We start from the raw sequence: 15,827 nt of genomic DNA, 5'->3' as shown, positions 1-15,827 counted from the left end.
CCGATTCGGAGTGACGGGATCCGCAGTGACGGCGGCCGCCCGCGTCACACGCTGCGCATCGCGCGCAGCGACTCCTTCAGCGAGCCCATCGTCGCGAACACCGCCGTCGGCTCGTAGCCGCAGTGCGCCATGCAGTTCGCGCACCGGTCGTCGCGGCCCCGGCCGTAGGCGTCCCAGTCGGTGGTGTCGAGCAGCTCCTGGTAGGTGTCGCAGTAGCCGTCGTCCATCAGGTAGCAGGGCCGCTGCCACCCCTTGAGCGAGTACGACGGGATCGCCCACGCCGTGCAGCGGAAGTCGGCCCTGCCCTCCAGGAAGTCCAGGAACAGCGGCGAGTGGTTGAACCGCCAGCGCCGCCGGCGGCCGTCCGCGAACGCCTTCGCGAACAGGCTCCGGGTCTCCTGGACGCCGAGGAAGTGCTCCTGGTCGGGCGCCTTCTCGTAGGCGTACGCCGGCGAGATCATCATCTGGTCGACGCGCAGGTCGTCGTTCAGGTAGTCGAGGACGTCGATGACCGTCTGCGGGGTGTCGGTGTTGAACACGGTCGTGTTCGTCGTGACCCGGAACCCGCGCTCCTGGCACATCCGGACCGCCTCGACCGCCTGGTCGAACACGCCCTCCTTGCAGACGGACGCGTCGTGCCGCTCGCGCAGCCCGTCGATGTGCACCGCCCACGCGAAGTACCGCGACGGACGGAACTGGTCGATCTTCTTCGGGATCAGCGCCGCGTTCGTGCACAGGAACACGTACCGCCGCATCTTGACCAGCTCGGCGACCAGCTCGCCGATCTTCGGGTGCATCAGCGGCTCGCCGCCCGCGATCGACACCATCGGCGCCCCGCACTCGCGGACGGCCGCGAGCGCCTGCTCGACGGGCATCCGCTGCTTCAGCACGTCCGCCGGATGCTGGATCTTCCCGCAGCCCGCGCAGGCCAGGTTGCACGCGTACAGCGGCTCCAGCTCCATGATCAGCGGGTACTTCTCCCGCCCGGCCAGCTTGTTGCGCAGGACGTACCCGCCGACGCGCAGGCTCTGCCGCAGTGGCATCGCCATCAGAACGCCTCCTTCGACCCGCCGCCGGGCCCGCCGGGCGCGGCGGCGCCGGCACCCAGGTACCGGCCCAGCGCGGACAGCGGGAACACCAGCCGGTACAGGTGGTAGTTGATGTAGAAGTCGCCGGGGAACCCGGTGCCGGTGAAGTGGTCCTCGTCCCACGTCCCGTCCGGGCGCTGGTGCTCAGAGAGCCAGCGGACGCCGCCCTCGACGGCCGGGCCGCGCTCGCCGGCGGCCAGCAGTGCCAGCAGCGCCCACGCCGTCTGCGACGGGGTCGACGCCCCGTGTCCGACCCAGGACCGGTCCCGGTAGGAGCGCAGGTCCTCGCCCCAGCCGCCGTCGTCGCGCTGGTGGCGCTCCAGCCAGCCGACCGCGTCCCGGATCGCCGGCTTCTCCGGCCGGACGCCCGCCGCGACCAGCGCCGGGACGACGGCGCCCGTCCCGTACACGTGGTTGGCGCCCCACCGGCCGAACCACGACCCGTCGGGCTCCTGCGCCTTCAGCAGCCACACGACGGCCCGCTTGGCGAGCAGCGAGTCGGCCATGCCGCGGTGCGCGAGCGCCTCCAGGACGTGCGCGGTGACGTCGGCGGACGGCGGGTCGATGACCTCGCCGAAGTCGCAGAACGGCAGCCTGCGGCACAGCGTCCGGGTGTTGTCGGCGTCGAACGCGCCGAACCCGCCGTCCCGCGAGACCATCCCGGCCATCCATCGGACGCCCCGCTCGATCGCCGGCTCGGCCGCCGGGTGCCGGACGCGGTTCAGCGCGATCACGGCCTCGGCGGTGTCGTCCACGTCGGGGTAGACGTCGTTGTCGAACTCGAACGCCCAGCCGCCCGGCGGCAGTCCGGGGCGCCGCACCGACCAGTCGCCCGGTCCCCGCACCTCCTCGCCGAGCACCCACTCGGCGGCCCGCTCCAGCGCCGGGTGCCCGGCGGGCAGGCCCGCGTCGGCGAGCGCGTTCATCGCGAGGACGGTGTCCCAGACGGGGGACTGGCACGCCTCAAGGCGGCGTCCCCGCTCGTCCCGGATCGTGAACCGTTCGAGGCCGTCCAGGCCGCGCCGCACGACCGGGTGGTCGACGCCGTAGCCGAGCAGGTGCAGCGCGATCAGCGAGTACACCCACGGCGGCTGGATGCCGCCCCACGAGCCGTCCCGCTCCTGCCGCGCGATGATCCACTCCGCGGCGCGGCGCAGCGCCGCCTCCCGCACGCCCTTCAGCGGGCGCCGCCGGTGGGCGTGCCGCTGGTGGACGTGCCGCTGGTAGACGTGCCGCTGGTAGATGTGCAGGGCCTTGTCGAGCGCGCCGAACGCCTCGCCCCAGCCGGGCAGGCGGCGCCGCCTCGGCCCCGGGACGTCGTAGTCGGGGACGAGTTCGTCCAGCCCGAACGGCAGCGGCCGGACGGGACGCAGCGCCCCCACCACCGTCAGCGGGACGATCGTCTGCCGCGCCCAGCACGCGAAGTCGTACACGTTCAGCGGGAACCAGCGCGGCAGGAACAGCATCTCCGGCGGGACCACGGGCAGCTCGTCCCAGGACCAGCGGCCGAACATCGCGAGCCAGAACCGGGTGAACACGCGCGTCGCCGGGAGGCCGCCCTCGCCGCGGACGTAGGCGGCGGCGCGGATCATGTGGCCCGCGTCCGGCGGGTCTCCGGCGAGCCGCAGCGCCACGTACGCCTCGACGGTCGTGGACAGGTCGGGTGGGCCGTCGTGGAAGTTCGCCCACGTCCCGTCGGGGGCCTGCTGCGAGCGGATCCAGCGGGCCGCCTCGAAGGTGTCCTCGTCGGTGCGGACGCCGAGGAACTCGCGCAGCAGCAGGTCCTCGGCGTCCATCGTGACGTTGGTCTGCAGCTCGCCCTTCCACCAGCCCTCCGGGGACTGGAGCAGCAGCAGGTGGTCGCGGGCGGCGTCCAGCGCCTCGGCGGCGGTCCGGGTTCCGGCGGCCTCCGGGGTCTCCGGCGTTTCCAGCGTTGTCATCGGTGATCTGATCCCGGATCTCTCAGTGGTCCCGGCGGGTGACGAAGTCGGCGATGCGGAGGAACTCGGTGCGGGCGGAGTCCGGCATCCGGGCCGCCAGCAGGTGCTCGGCGGCCCGCTGGACGCGGCTCTCGGCCTCGAGCTCGGCCCACGCGCGCCCGCCCGCCGCCTCGACCAGCGCGGCGGCCTCCGCCAGTTCGGACTCCGCCGGCTCCGCCGCACGCGGCCCGGGCCGCGCGTACAGCTCGGCGAGCTTCGCGCCCTCCGGCGTGCCGGAGTTCAGCGCGGCCACGACCGGCAGCGACATCTTGCGGGACCGCAGATCCGACATGGCCGGCTTCCCGGTGGTCGCGGGGTCGCCCCAGATGCCGAGCAGGTCGTCGGCGAGCTGGAACGCGATGCCGAGGTCGGTGCCGAACGCCTCCAGCGCCTCCGTGAGCGGCCTGGGCGCGTCGTCGAGGACGGCGCCGATCGAGCAGGAGCACGCCAGCAGCGCGGCGGTCTTGTCGGACGCCATGGCGACGCACTCGTCCACGCCGACCTGGCGGCGGCTCTCGAAGTCCATGTCGAGCGACTGGCCGGCGATGAGGCGGCGGGTGGCGGTGGACAGCGCGCGCGCCGCCCGCGCCGAGCCCTGCCCCGGCGCCTCCAGCAGCACCTCGCCGGCGAGGGCGAGGAGCGCGTCACCGGTGAGGATCGCGGACGCCTCGCCGAACACCGTCCACGCCGCCGGGCGGTGCCTGCGCGTGCGGTCGCCGTCCATGATGTCGTCGTGCAGCAGTGAGAACGCGTGGGTCAGCTCCACCGCGACGGCGCCCGGCAGGGCGCTCTCCGGCGGCGCCACCGCGGCGCGCGCCGACAGCAGCGCGAGCGCCGGGCGCAGCGCCTTGCCGGCGGGCGCCTTGCGCGGATGCCCCTCCTCGTCCGTCCAGCCCAGGTGGTAGGCCGCGACGCGGTAGGTGCGCGGATCGAGCCGGCCGACGGCGGCGCGCAGCGCCCCGTCGACCAGCTCGCGTACATCGGTCATCGAGACCGGAACAGCGGTCACCGGCCCCTCACCTCCTCCAGGTGGCGACGGATCGGGATCGGCTGGAGGTCGGCGGGCGTGCGCGCCGCCCGGTCCGGCGCCTCCGCCCGCTCCGGCATTCCGGCCAGGTGGCGGCGGACCAGCCGCGCGGCGGTCAGGCCGCTGCGGACCGCGCCCTCCATCGTGTCGGGCCAGCCCGTGTCGGTCCACGCGCCGGCGAGGAACAACCCCGGCGTGCGCGTGACCGCGCCCGGCCGGGCCGCCGCGGTGCCGGGGCGCTGCCGGAACGTCGCCCGCCGCTCCCGCGTCACGAACAGCTCCCGGACGGCGGCGCCGCGCGCGGCCGACAGCAGCCGCCGCAGCTCGGGGACGAACCGGGCGCGCAGCTCGGCGGTCGGCAGGTCGACCCAGCGGTCGGCGGCCGACAGCGACACCGCCAGGTACTGGCCGCGGCGCAGCCCGCTGACCGCCGTCCGGTCGAACACCCACTGGACGGGCGAGGCGACGGCGGCGGCGAACGGCGCGTCCATGACCTTCCGGTCGTAGACGACGTGCACGTTCACGATGGGGCTGGCGTCCAGCTCGGGCCAGCGCAGCGGGTCCGGCAGCGCCTGCGCGGGCAGCAGCCGCGCCGCCGCCTCGTGCGGCACCGCCATGATCACCGCGTCGGCGGCGATCGGCACGCCGTCCACCACCACCTTCGGGTCGGTGGTGACGGCCTCGACCTTCGCCTTCAGCCGGACGGTGCCGCCCATCTCCGCGATGCGCCGCAGCGCCGGCCCGCCGTGCAGCTCCTCCAGCGGGACGAGCGGCACCCCGATGTCGGCGGCGTCGGCGCGGCTCAGCAGCGCCCGCTTGCACACCATCGCCGACAGGCCGAGCGCCGCCTCGTCCACCTCGGCGTTGAGCGCGGCGGTGATGAACAGCCCCCACAGGGCGTTGCGCGCCCAGGTCCGCTGCCCGTGCTCGGCCAGCCACGTTCCGGCCGCCATCGTGTCGAGCGCCGGGTCGGCGGGGTCCAGCCGGCCGAGCGCCAGCGCGGCGCGCACCGCACGCGCCCGGTCGGCGGGCGCCAGCGGCGAGTACCGGGCCAGCGCGGGCAGCAGGTGCAGCGGGCTCGGCAGGTTCGCCCGCCGCAGCCGCGCCGCCTTCGCGCCCGGCCGCAGGACGGGGACGTCGAAGCGCTCCTGCACCTCCACCAGGTGGTCGGCGCGCAGCCTGCGCAGCAGCCCCTGGTACGCCGTGCAGCACCGCAGGAACACGTGCTGCCCGTTGTCGACGCTCAGCTCCCCGCGCGCGAACGAGTGTGTCGCGCCGCCCAGCCACGGCCGGGACTCCACGAGCGTGACCGGCACGCCCGACTCCTGGAGCGCTATGGCGGCGCTGATGCCTGCGAGTCCGCCGCCCACGATGACCACGCTCACCGCTCCACCCCCGATAGCGCGCGCGCCGCCACGACGGCCTTCTGCCAAGTCGGCAGCGAGACCCGTCTGTCCAGTGCGATCGCCGGGCGCGCCGCGATGCTCTCCAGCAGCCGCCGGTAGATGCCGGCCATCGCCGCCGTGCACGCGGCGCTGCGCCGGTCCAGCAGCGGCAGCAGCCGCAGCCCCTCCGCGTACCAGGCCCGCGCCCGCTCCGCCTGGAAGCCGACCAGCTTGTTCAGCCGCCACGGCGGGTCGATGAAGGCGCCCGACTCGTCCAGCTCCAGCGTGCAGCCGAACCGGACCAGGTCCTCCCGCGGGATGTAGGTGCGCCCGGCCAGCCGGTCCTCGCGCAGGTCGCGCAGGATGTTGGTGAGCTGGAGCGCGACGCCGAGCGAGTCGGCGAGGCCCTCCGCCCGCTGCCGGCCGTCCGACCCGAACACCCCGAGCGACAGCCGCCCGACCGTCCCCGCGACCCGCTGGCAGTACCGCAGCAGGTCGTCGAAGGTGTCGTAGTCGGCGCCGCGCACGTCGTTCTCGCAGCCGTCGATCAGCTCGTCGAACGCGGCGAGCGGGATCGGGTAGCGGCCCGCCGCGTCCGCCAGCGCGGTCAGCACCGGATGCCCCTCCAGCGCCCGGACGTCCGCGCGGCGCCGCACCACCTCCTCGACGGTCAGCAGCCGCCGCCGCGACCGGTCCAGCAGGTCGAGCCGCACGCACGCCGGCTCCGGGCCGTCCCCGATGTCGTCGATGCCGCGCGCGAACGCGTAGATCGCGCTCATCGCGCGCCGCTTCGGCGCGGGCATCAGCCGGATCCCGTAGGAGAAGTTCCGGGCCTCCTCCCGCACCACGCGCTCGCAGTGCCGGTACGCCTCCACCACCCGCTCGGAACCCTCGCACGTCTCCGAAACCGTCATCGCACACTCCCTCTGAGAACCCGCGCCCAGCCGGCGGGCAGCGCGGCGTGCCGCGGGCGCAGCTGCCGGGCGAGGACGTCGTAGCGCCCGCGCGCCAGCGCCGCCAGCGCCGCGCGCCCCCCGGCGATGTAGCCCGCGACCGCGATCCGCCCCCATCCGGTCAGGCCCGCCATGAGCGGCGGCGCGCCCCGGTCCAGCAGTTCGGCCGCGCGGCCCGCCTGGAGCGCCAGCACGCCGCGCAGCCGCGTCGGCGTCGCCGCGCGGGCCAGGTCCTCCTCGGCGCAGCCGAACCGGCGCAGGTCCGCGGCGGGCAGGTAGATCCGCCCGTCCCGGTAGTCCTGGCTGGCGTCCTGGCAGTGCTCGATGACCTGCAGCGCGGTGCACACGTCGTCGGACGCCGCCTCCAGCGCGGGCCGGTGCGCGCGGAACAGGTGCAGGACGATGCGGCCCACCGGCGCGGCCGACAGCGCGCAGTACCCGGCCAGCTCATCGAACGTCTCGTACCGGTGGACGACCTGGTCCTGCCGGTTCGCCCGGACCAGGTCGCGGAACGGCGCCTCAGGGATCCGGTGCGCGTGCACCGCCCCGGCCAGCCGCCTTAACTGCGGCAGGTTCGGCGTCCGCCCGGCGAACACGCGGTCCAGGTCGTCGTCCACGAGGTCGAGGAGCTTGGCCCGCTGCTCGGGCGGCGCCTCGTCGCCGATGTCGTCGACGAGCCGCGCGTAACCGTAGACGGCCCGCAGGCCGGCCCGGTGCCGGGCGGGCAGCAGCCGCGCGGCCACCGGGAAGTTCTCCCGGGCCGCGAGCCGGTCCAGCGCGCGATCGTGCTCCTCGACGCTCCAGAGCGGTTCAATGATCACCTTGGAGAGATCGACCGGGACGGCACGAGAGAAACTCTGGCCAAGGTATGGACTTATTTAAACGCTGCGCGGTGTGCCCTGGACCGTTGCAGGGGGCGCGGCGCCGACGCCATTGAACAGGACGTTCCCCGGTGAGCGCCGGAACCGGTGATCAGTAGGCTCGGGGAATGGCGACCCACGAGCGCGAGATCACCGCCCCCGTCGACCTGTGCCTGCCGGACGGCCGGCTGAACCCGGAGGCGGTCGGTTGGACGCGGCGCCCCCTGCACCGCGCGAACCTGCGCGGCTGGGGCCGGGTGAAGCGCTGGGAGTACTGGGGGATCGTCACGCCCCGGCACATCATCGGGCTGGTGGCCTCCTCGCTCGACTACGCCGGGGTGCACGGCGTGTGGGTGCTCGACCGCGAGACCGGGGAGGAGACCGCGAAGGACGCGGTGGTGCCGCTCGCGCGCGGCGCCGTGTTCCCCGACCGCAGCGGCGAGGGCGAGGCGTCCGTGCGGGGCGGGGGAGCGGCGGTCGGCGTCCGGCAGCGCCCGTCGGGGTCGCGGGTGCGGGCGCTGGTGCCGGGCCTGGTCGATCTCGACGTCGAGGTCCCGCTGCCGGACGGGCACGAGTCGCTCGGCGTGGTGATCCCGTGGGGGCCGAAGCGCTTCCAGTACACGGTGAAGGACGTCGGGCGCCCCGTGCGGGGGCGGCTGGTGCTGCCGTCGGGGGAGTACGAGATCGGCGAGGGCGCGTTCGCCGTCCTCGACCACGGGCGCGGCAAGTGGCCGTACCGGATGACGTGGAACTGGGCCGCGGCGAGCGGCCCCGGCCTCGCGCTGCAGTTCGGCGGCAAGTGGACCGACGGCACCGGCATGACGGAGAACGCCGTGTTCGTGGACGGCCGGCTCCACAAGATCGGCGAAGAGCTGACCTGGACCTACGACACGTCCGACTGGATGCGCCCGTGGACGATCAACGGGCGGCGCGTCGAGGTCGAGTTCCGCCCCTTCCACGAGAAGGTCGCGCGCACCGAGCTCGGCGTCGTCGGCACCGAGACCCACCAGTGCTTCGGGCACTTCACCGGGCGCGTCCAGGCCGACGACGGCGCGTGGGTCGGCGTCGACGGCCTCAGCGGGTGGGCTGAGGAGGCCCGGCAGCGCTGGTGACCGCCGCGCCGGCCACGCCGGTGAGGCGCGCGTTCACCGAGCGCACCAGGTCCTCGGGGAGCTTGCACACCTCGCGGTCGTAGGTGAGGAGGCCGTTCAGCTCGTCCTCCACGTCCGAGAGCTGCGTGTAGACGGTCGCGCTGAGCCCGCGCGGCACCGCCGGGGCGATCTGCCGCGCGTGCAGCCGCGCGAACGCGGCGCCGAGCCGGGCGGGCGAGTCGTAGCGCTTGTAGCCGAAGTCCTTGTCGTTGAAGGCGTGGCCGTCCACCCGCAGGTTGTATCCGCCGTATTCGGAAAGGACGAGGACGCGGGCGTCCCTGCGGCGCGGGACGCGGAACTTGCGGAAGTACACGTGCAGGCTGCGCAGGTCCCCGGCGCCCTGGTCGTGCCATCCGCTGGCGTGGTCGATGGTCCGCGTCGGGTCGAGCGCCCGAACCTCGGCGGCGACGTCCGCCGCGTCGAACTGCCCCCAGCCCTCATTGAACGGCACCCAGACGGCGATGCTCACCACATTGCGCAGGTGCTCGATCGTCTCCCGCGTCTCCTCGCGGAAGCGCGCGCGGGAACCGGCGTCGGCGCGTCCGAAACGCTTGTGCCTGCGGTCGTCGAGGCGCAGCGGCAGCACGGCCGGCGCCGTCACGACCTCGCGGTGGTACGGGCCGCCGCCGTTCACCATGTCCTGCCACACGAGGATGCCGAGCCGGTCGCAGTGGTAGTACCAGCGCAGCGGCTCCACCTTGATGTGCTTGCGGAGCATGGTGAAGCCGAGCCGCTTCATCGTCGCGATGTCGTGCACCAGCGCCTCGTCGGACGGCGCCGTGTACATGCCGTCCGGCCAGTAGCCCTGGTCCAGGACGCCCGCGTGGAAGTACGGGCGCCCGTTCAGCAGCAGCCGGGGGACGCCCGCCTCGTCCGGGCCGACGCCGAACGACCGCATCCCGACATAGCTCTCGACACGGTCCGTGCCGAGTTCGACGGTGATGTCGTAGAGGAAGGGGTCTTCGGGGCTCCAGGGGCGGACGTTCGGAATGTCGATCCGCACCGGCTCCCCGGCCGGCGCCTCGGCGCGTGCGACGACCTCGCCGTCCGCGCTGACCTCGATCCGGGCCGTGTCGCCGGTGCTCGCGTGCACCGTGACCTCGACGCACGCCTCGTCCAGATGCGGGACGAGCGTCAGCCGCTCGACGTGCACCTCCGGTACGCACTCGATCCACACCGTCTGCCAGATGCCGGATTGGGCCGTGTACCAGATGCCGCCCCGCTTGAGGCTCTGCTTGCCCCAGCCCCGGTCCCCGGCGTCGGACGGGTCCTGGACCTCCACCACGAGGGTTCCGGCGCCGTCCTCCAGGAGGTCGGTGATGTCGAAGAAGAACGGGAGGTAGCCGCCCTCGTGCCGGCCCGCTTCCCGGCCGTTGACCGTCACCCGGCAGGTCTGGTCGACGGCGCCGAAGTGCAGCAGGACCCGGTGCCCGTCGGGCCGGAACCCCTCCGGCAGCCGGACGTCCCGCCGGTACCAGAGCGTCTCGTGCGGGAGCAGTTGCCGGCCGACCCCCGACAGCGGCGACTCCGGCGAGAACGGGACGAGGATCTCGCCGTCGTACTCCTCCGGCCCCTCCGGCCCCTCCGGCCCCTCCGGGGACGTGTCGTCGAACGAGTACTCCCAGCGCCCGTTGAGGTTGAGGTGGCTCTTTCGGACGAGTTGCGGCCGGGGGTACTCCGGCAGCACCGCGTCCGGATCCAGCGTCCTGCCCCACCTGGTGAGCAGCGTCATCCCACGGCCTCCTCGTCCGGCGTGCGCGCGTCCCGGCGGCGCAGCGCCAGCACCGGCGGGACGATCAGCACCAGGACCGCTGCCGCCGCCAGGAAGACGGCGGGCGTCGGGACGTGCTTGAGCACGCCCAGGTCCTCGTAGCGCTCGTCCGCGCCCTTGATGACGGCGGCGCCGAGGGCCGGCCCGATGATCATAGGGATGAGGATGGCGAACACCATCCGCAGGCCCTGCACGTGCCCGGCCCGCCCCGGCGGCGTGTAGTCCCGCACGAGCGCGCCGACCGGGGCCAGCACCAGCATGAACCCCGACATCAGCACCAGCCCCGCGCCGATCACCGGGACCATGCCGCGCGCGAGCGGCATCAGCAGCAGCCCCGCCGCGTACACCGCGACCGCGGGAGCGAGGAACCGCGCCTTCCCGATCCGGTCGATGAACCGCCCGGCCAGCACGCTGACCGCCGACGCGCCGGTCAGCACGACGGCGAGCACCAGCGCGTAGCCGTCGATGTCCAGGTACCGCTCCAGGTAGATGATCAGGTAGGGCAGGAACACCTGCGTGGAGATCCCCCACACGCACCACGCGGACAGCGCCAGGTACAGCCCGGGGTTCGCGCGCATCGCCGACGGCCGCAGCCCGTGCACGAGCGCGCCGAGGTAGCCGCCCTCCTGCCGCTCCACCGGGCGGTCCCGGACGAACACCCACGCCAGCACGCCGGCCGCCGCGATCATCAGCCCGATGACGAGGAAGAACAGCGACCACCGGCCGTCCCGCGTCATCCAGTCGAACCCGCCGAAGACCACCAGCATCGACATCAGCGGCATCACGGCCAGGACGGACTCGACGCGGCCCCGGTTCTCCGTCCGGGTCACGTCCGTCACCCACGCCTGGAAGCTAGCGTCGTTGGCGCCCGACCCGAGGAACGACATGACGCAGTCGAGGACGACGACGGTGACCACCGCGACCACGACCGCGTCCGCGAACGGCGCGACCTCCGCGACCGTGTCCACGCTGACCAGTCCGAACGCCGCCGTGGACAGCCCCCACACCACGTACCCGGCGGCGATGAAGGCGCGCCTGCGGCCGAGCCGGTCCGACAGCGCGCCGATCGCCAGCGTCGCGACCGTGGCCGCCACCGCGCTCGCCGCCACCATCGCCGCGATCACGTCGGGGTTCCCGCTGATCGTGTCGTAGACGAACACGTTGAGGTACATGTTCTCGACGGTCCAGGCGAGCTGCCCGACGAAGCCGAGCAGGACCAGCATCGTCCAGAGCCGCCGCCCGAGCGGTGCGTTGTCACCCGTTGTCACGCCCGAACAGTACAAGGCTCACTTACTGGACGTTCGTCGCCCGGGACCTCTTGCATCCGCCCGCGAACCGGGTTCTCATGTGATCTCAAGCACAAGATCGGGATCGGGGGATCGGGGGCGTTCGACGAACGCCGCACTGAAAGGGGACCCTTTGAGGCTCATCGCCATCCCACTGCTCGCTGCCGGCCTCGCCCTGACCGGGGCGGTTCCGGCCGCGGCCCAGCAGGGCGGGCGGGATCCGTCCGCCGTCGTCCGCACCGACCTCGGACCGGTGCGGGGTCAGTTAGCGGACGGGTACCGGCTCTTCCAGGGCATCCCGTTCGCCGCGCCGCCGACCGGGAGCCTGCGCTGGAGGCCGCCGCAGCCGGCGCGCGCGTGGCAGGGCGTCTACGACGCGACCACGCCGCGCGACCAGTGCGCGCAACTCCCCGCGCCCTACGGCGGCCCGACGTCCTACGCCGAGGACTGCCTCTACCTGAACGTCACCACACCGGACAGCGCGCGCAAGAACCGGCGCCTGCCCGTCATGGTGTGGGTGCACGGCGGCGGCAACGTGACCGGCGCCGGGAGCATCTACGACGCCGCCAAGCTCGCCACGGACGGCGACGTCGTCGTGGTCACCGTCAACTACCGGCTCGGCCCGTTCGGCTGGCTCGCGCACCAGGGCCTGGAGACCGGCGCCGACCGCCGCTCCCAGGCCGGCAACTACGGCCTGCTCGACCAGCAGGCGGCCCTGCGCTGGGTGCAGCGCAACGCCGGGGCCTTTGGCGGCGACCCCCGGAACGTGACGGTGTTCGGCGAGTCCGCCGGCGCGCAGGACGCCTGCGCCAACCTCGCCTCGCCCACCGCGGCGGGCCTGTTCCACAAGGTCATCGCGCAGAGCTACACCTGCATCGCGCCCGCGCGCACCGAAGCCTCGGCCGAGGACGAGGGGGCGACGCTCGCGGAGGCCGTGGGCTGCGACAAGGGCTCGCCCGCCGCCGACGCCGCGTGCCTGCGCGCGACGGATGTCAAGACGCTGCTGGAGACCTTCGAGGCCAAGGCCCTGAACGTCGGGCCCGTCGCGGGCGGCGACCGCGTCCTGCCGCTGCAGCCCGAGCAGGCGATCGCCCAGGGCCGCTTCAACCGGATGCCCGTCATGCACGGCAACACCCTGGACGAATGGCGCCTGTTCGTCTCGCTGGGCTACCCGAACCCCATCACCGCCGCGGAGTACGAGGACATCGTCCGCTCCACCTACGGCGCCGCCGCCGACGCGGTATTGGCGCGCTACCCGGCGTCGGCCTACTCCGACCCCAGGCTCGCGCTGGCCGCGGTGCAGACGGACTCCAACGAGATCCTCTCGCCCTGCGCGCACCAGGACGCGTTCCGGCAGCTCAAGCGCGCCGGCGTGCCCGTGTACGCGTACCAGTTCGCCGACCGCACGGCTCCTCCGCTGCTCGACGTCCCCGGCTTCGAGGAGGGCGCCGCGCACGCCAGCGAGCTGACGTACCTGTTCCCGGGTCTGTTCGGCGAGCTGAACCCCGAACAGGCCGGGCTCTCCGACGCGATGGTCGGCTACTGGACGTCCTTCGCGCACGACGGCAGGCCGCAGGCGCGCCAAGCCCCGCAGTGGCCGCGCTACCGCTCGCCGGACGACGTCCTGTCCCTGGCGCCCGGCAACGGCGGCATCCACCCGACCGACACTGCCCAGAACGGCAACTGCTCCTTCTGGAACTCCCTCTGACTCCGACCCGCTGACTAGCCGAGGCGCTCGGTGAGGTGGACGGTGACGTCGTCACCGACGTCCTTACCGAGCGCCCGGCGGATCTCCGCCTTCACGGCCAGCTTGTGGTTGCCGTCACCGAGGGCCATGAACGAACCCCGGAACGGGTGCCCGTCGATGGTGCCCTTGACCTTCACCAGCCCGCGCGTCTGGAAGAACTCCGCCGACTCGGGCCAGACGACGTACGTCCACCCGCCCTCCGCCGGACTCTTCTGCAGGCGGGCCGTGAACTCCTTGTCGAGCTTCATGCTCTTGGGCTGAGCAGTGGTCATCGGACGTCTCCTCTGGGTGTTCGAGCTGTGGCTCTCTCCTACCTAGGGGAGACCTTCCCGGGCGGCGGAACTCATCGCTGCTCGAAGCCCTGCTGCCACGTTCGCCGGACGCGGGAGCGGTCACGCCCGATGTCGCCAGTTCGCCCCTGTCGCTTCCCTTAGCGATTCTCTATCGATCTTGTGCGGGGGCTGAGGCGGCGGATAAGGCTCCTGTTGCCGGTTTTCCTCTGTCGTTTTCCTGCCGGATGTGCGCAGGGCCGGGGTCTTCTTTTTGCCGGTTTTTGTGTGGTTGCTGTAGGTGGGCGGTTGCGGTGGCCTTCCGAAGGCGGGCGCTCCCCTTTCGGTCGCCGCCGCTTGCTGTCACGTTGGTTGCTGTCGGTGGCTGGGGGAGAGGTGTTCATCGTTCTGTTTGGTGCGTGGTTGCTGTCCCGTGCCGCGCTGCGCGCGGCACCTGAAAGAAGGGCAGGCGGCTAGGACGTCCTTGTCGGGCGGACCAACCCCACCAGCGCAACCAACGTGACTTCAGCCGGTGACTGCCTGAGCTGTGGCGCCAGGCCGCAGGGGGCACCTCAGTCGTCCACCCGCAGCAACCACCCTCACTCCGATAAAGCCGTGCTCGGCCTGCGGCCGACCGTTGGATGAGCGCCGACCGCAAGGAGCGTCCTTCCGATTCGGGGGGCAGAAAATGAAGAATGATGGCAAGGTGGCATGTCCAGAATGTCGTCAATGTCAATACGGGGTTGCGTTACAATTGGGGAGTGAATTTGGATTGGAGGTGAACCGCGTTGTCAGCGCCCTCGGTAGTGGTTGGTGTTCAGTGTGAATGGGAAGGCCGGGAGTGGTTTCCTCCGGGCCCGCAACTGGCCATCTGCCTGTCCGGTGGAAAAGAGCGCCTGGCCGATCTGACCGACGATGAACTTCTCCAGGTCGCGGCCGCGGCCCGCCGCCAGACCTCCTGGGCGCAAGCCCGGGAATTGGCCGCCATCGCTGAACTCACCCAGCGCCGCGCACGTGCCGAGGCCGACGAAGACCCCGACTACCGGATCCTGCCGGCCCGCGATTCGGTGACCGAAGAAGTCGCCGCCGCCCTCACGATCACCAGCAACGCCTCGGCCACCCTCGTCCACCTCGCCGAACAGCTCACCGGCCCGCTCGCCGACACCGGTGCCGCACTGGAGGCCGGACGGGTCGACCTGGCCAAGGCCCGCGTCATCAGCGACCTGACCGACAGCCTTCCCGAGCAGGTCGCGCAACGGGTCCAAGACGCGGCGCTGGAGAAGGCGTCCACCCAGACCACCGGGCAACTCCGCCGCCGCATCAGGAGGATCGTCCAGCGTCTCGCGCCGGAGGCCGTCGAGGAACGCAAGCGGGAAGCCGTCCGGCAAAGGCGCCTGGAACTGTGGGACACCCCGTCCGGCACCGCCGACCTGGCACTGTGCGACCTTGCCGTTGAGGACGCCCACGCCATCTACAACAAGATCACCGCCGCCGCGCGCGGCATCAAGACCGACGGCGACCCCCGCCCCCTCCAGAACATTCGTGCCGACCTGGCCACCCAACTCCTGCAAGGGGTCGAACTTCCCGATGCCATCCGCGCACTCATGACCCAGAGCTGCACCGACCCCCGCCCAGCCCCCGCCCCCGCCCTCGCGACCGTGACGGCGCAAGGGACTACTACGGCCACAACGTCGCCTGACGTGGTCGGCGTCCCGGCGTCCGCGCAGAGTCGCCGTGCCTCGGTGACCCGCGACTTGCCTCCCGCCTCCGCCAGCGCAGACGGCGGCTTTCCTTCTGCGGAGGCGTCCATGGCGGACGGTGCATCGTGGGCACATGGCGAGCCCCAGCCGACGCCGGCCCGGCTCGACCACGCTGACATCGCCGATGCGGCCAGTGGACCCGACCCAGTCGGGAGCCGCGGTGACCCGTCCCGTGAGCGTGGAAGCGACGGGCCGCCCGATGATCGTCGAGCCTCGGGCTCGGACGGGTCCTCCGGCGGTGACGCCGAGGTTGCGATGCTGGCTGACGTCATCGGTCAGCGGTTGGCCCACGTGAGCGGCCGCGTTCCCTCACGGGAGCTGCCGGATGCTGTGCGACGAGCGGTACAGCGCATCCGGCATGAACTTGCCGGAGCCCGGGAGGCGGCCTGCCGAGGGGACGAGGAGGAGCACGGTCGGCCCGGCTACCGGCCGTCAGCGGCGATGCGCCGGGAGGTCGAGGCCCGGCACGAGACCTGCGTGTTCCCGAGCTGCAACCAGCCAACCCACCGCTGCGACCTCGACCACACGGTCCCGTGGCGGCCCGGGACCAC

Annotated in this window: 12 protein-coding genes; 3 read left to right on the top strand and 9 right to left on the bottom strand. The window is 72.8% G+C overall.

The window, feature by feature from the left end; genetic code table 11:
• Positions 1-44 precede the first annotated feature (44 nt).
• The 6 genes from hpnH to hpnC are packed head-to-tail and all read right to left on the bottom strand — an operon-like array spanning position 45 to position 7,253.
• A complete protein-coding gene (gene hpnH, locus AB0K34_RS20730; protein ID WP_364550332.1) occupies positions 45-1,049 on the bottom strand; it encodes an adenosyl-hopene transferase HpnH in 1,005 nt (334 codons plus the stop codon).
• Entirely contained in the window at positions 1,049-3,028 is a 1,980-nt protein-coding gene (gene shc / locus AB0K34_RS20725) for a squalene--hopene cyclase (RefSeq protein ID WP_364550330.1), read from the bottom strand. Before shc ends, hpnH begins: the two co-directional genes overlap by 1 nt.
• A 22-nt stretch (positions 3,029-3,050) precedes the next feature.
• Complete coding sequence (locus AB0K34_RS20720) at positions 3,051-4,076, bottom strand: polyprenyl synthetase family protein (protein WP_364550328.1); 1,026 nt, start codon at positions 4,074-4,076, stop codon at positions 3,051-3,053.
• Positions 4,073-5,479 carry a hydroxysqualene dehydroxylase HpnE gene (hpnE, locus tag AB0K34_RS20715; RefSeq protein WP_364550326.1) on the bottom strand — a complete coding sequence of 469 codons (1,407 nt, stop codon included), beginning with the start codon at positions 5,477-5,479 and terminating at the stop codon, positions 4,073-4,075. The genes AB0K34_RS20720 and hpnE overlap by 4 nt, the downstream gene beginning before the upstream one ends.
• Positions 5,476-6,393, bottom strand: coding sequence for a squalene/phytoene synthase family protein (locus AB0K34_RS20710; RefSeq protein ID WP_138638358.1), 918 nt, complete (start codon positions 6,391-6,393; stop codon positions 5,476-5,478). The genes hpnE and AB0K34_RS20710 overlap by 4 nt, the downstream gene beginning before the upstream one ends.
• Positions 6,390-7,253: a squalene synthase HpnC gene (gene hpnC / locus AB0K34_RS20705; RefSeq protein WP_364550324.1), complete on the bottom strand. Its 864-nt coding sequence runs from the start codon at positions 7,251-7,253 to the stop codon at positions 6,390-6,392. Before hpnC ends, AB0K34_RS20710 begins: the two co-directional genes overlap by 4 nt.
• A gap of 167 nt (positions 7,254-7,420) precedes the next feature.
• Between hpnC and AB0K34_RS20700 the strand changes: the two genes are divergently transcribed.
• Positions 7,421-8,404 (top strand): DUF2804 domain-containing protein, encoded by a 984-nt coding sequence (locus AB0K34_RS20700; protein WP_364550322.1) that lies wholly within the window; start codon positions 7,421-7,423, stop codon positions 8,402-8,404.
• Here AB0K34_RS20700 and AB0K34_RS20695 read toward each other — a convergent pair.
• Positions 8,367-10,175 carry a sugar-binding domain-containing protein gene (locus AB0K34_RS20695; protein WP_364550320.1) on the bottom strand — a complete coding sequence of 603 codons (1,809 nt, stop codon included), beginning with the start codon at positions 10,173-10,175 and terminating at the stop codon, positions 8,367-8,369. The two genes, AB0K34_RS20700 and AB0K34_RS20695, sit on opposite strands and share 38 nt — an antisense overlap.
• The gene (locus AB0K34_RS20690) at positions 10,172-11,482 is read right to left on the bottom strand and encodes an MFS transporter (protein ID WP_364550318.1); all 1,311 of its coding nucleotides are present in this window, start codon (positions 11,480-11,482) and stop codon (positions 10,172-10,174) included. The genes AB0K34_RS20695 and AB0K34_RS20690 overlap by 4 nt, the downstream gene beginning before the upstream one ends.
• Before the next feature lie 151 nt (positions 11,483-11,633).
• On the opposite strand from AB0K34_RS20690, the gene AB0K34_RS20685 reads away from it, so the two are divergent.
• On the top strand, positions 11,634-13,208 hold the full coding sequence (locus AB0K34_RS20685; RefSeq protein ID WP_364550316.1) for a carboxylesterase family protein: 1,575 nt from the start codon (positions 11,634-11,636) through the stop codon (positions 13,206-13,208).
• 14 nt (positions 13,209-13,222) lie between these two features.
• Here the strand turns inward: AB0K34_RS20685 and AB0K34_RS20680 are convergent, their stop codons facing one another.
• Positions 13,223-13,519: a DUF1905 domain-containing protein gene (locus AB0K34_RS20680; protein WP_205719391.1), complete on the bottom strand. Its 297-nt coding sequence runs from the start codon at positions 13,517-13,519 to the stop codon at positions 13,223-13,225.
• Positions 13,520-14,304: 785 nt separating this feature from the next.
• Here AB0K34_RS20680 and AB0K34_RS20675 point away from each other — a divergent pair.
• Positions 14,305-15,827: DUF222 domain-containing protein (locus tag AB0K34_RS20675; RefSeq protein WP_364550314.1), on the top strand; the 1,523-nt coding region annotated here is incomplete at its 3' end.

This window comes from Actinomadura sp. NPDC049382 (assembly GCF_040677125.1).
GTDB lineage: Bacteria > Actinomycetota > Actinomycetes > Streptosporangiales > Streptosporangiaceae > Spirillospora > Spirillospora geliboluensis.
Note: the sequence above shows the minus strand (reverse complement) of the source record. Positions and strands in the feature narration are given on the sequence as shown.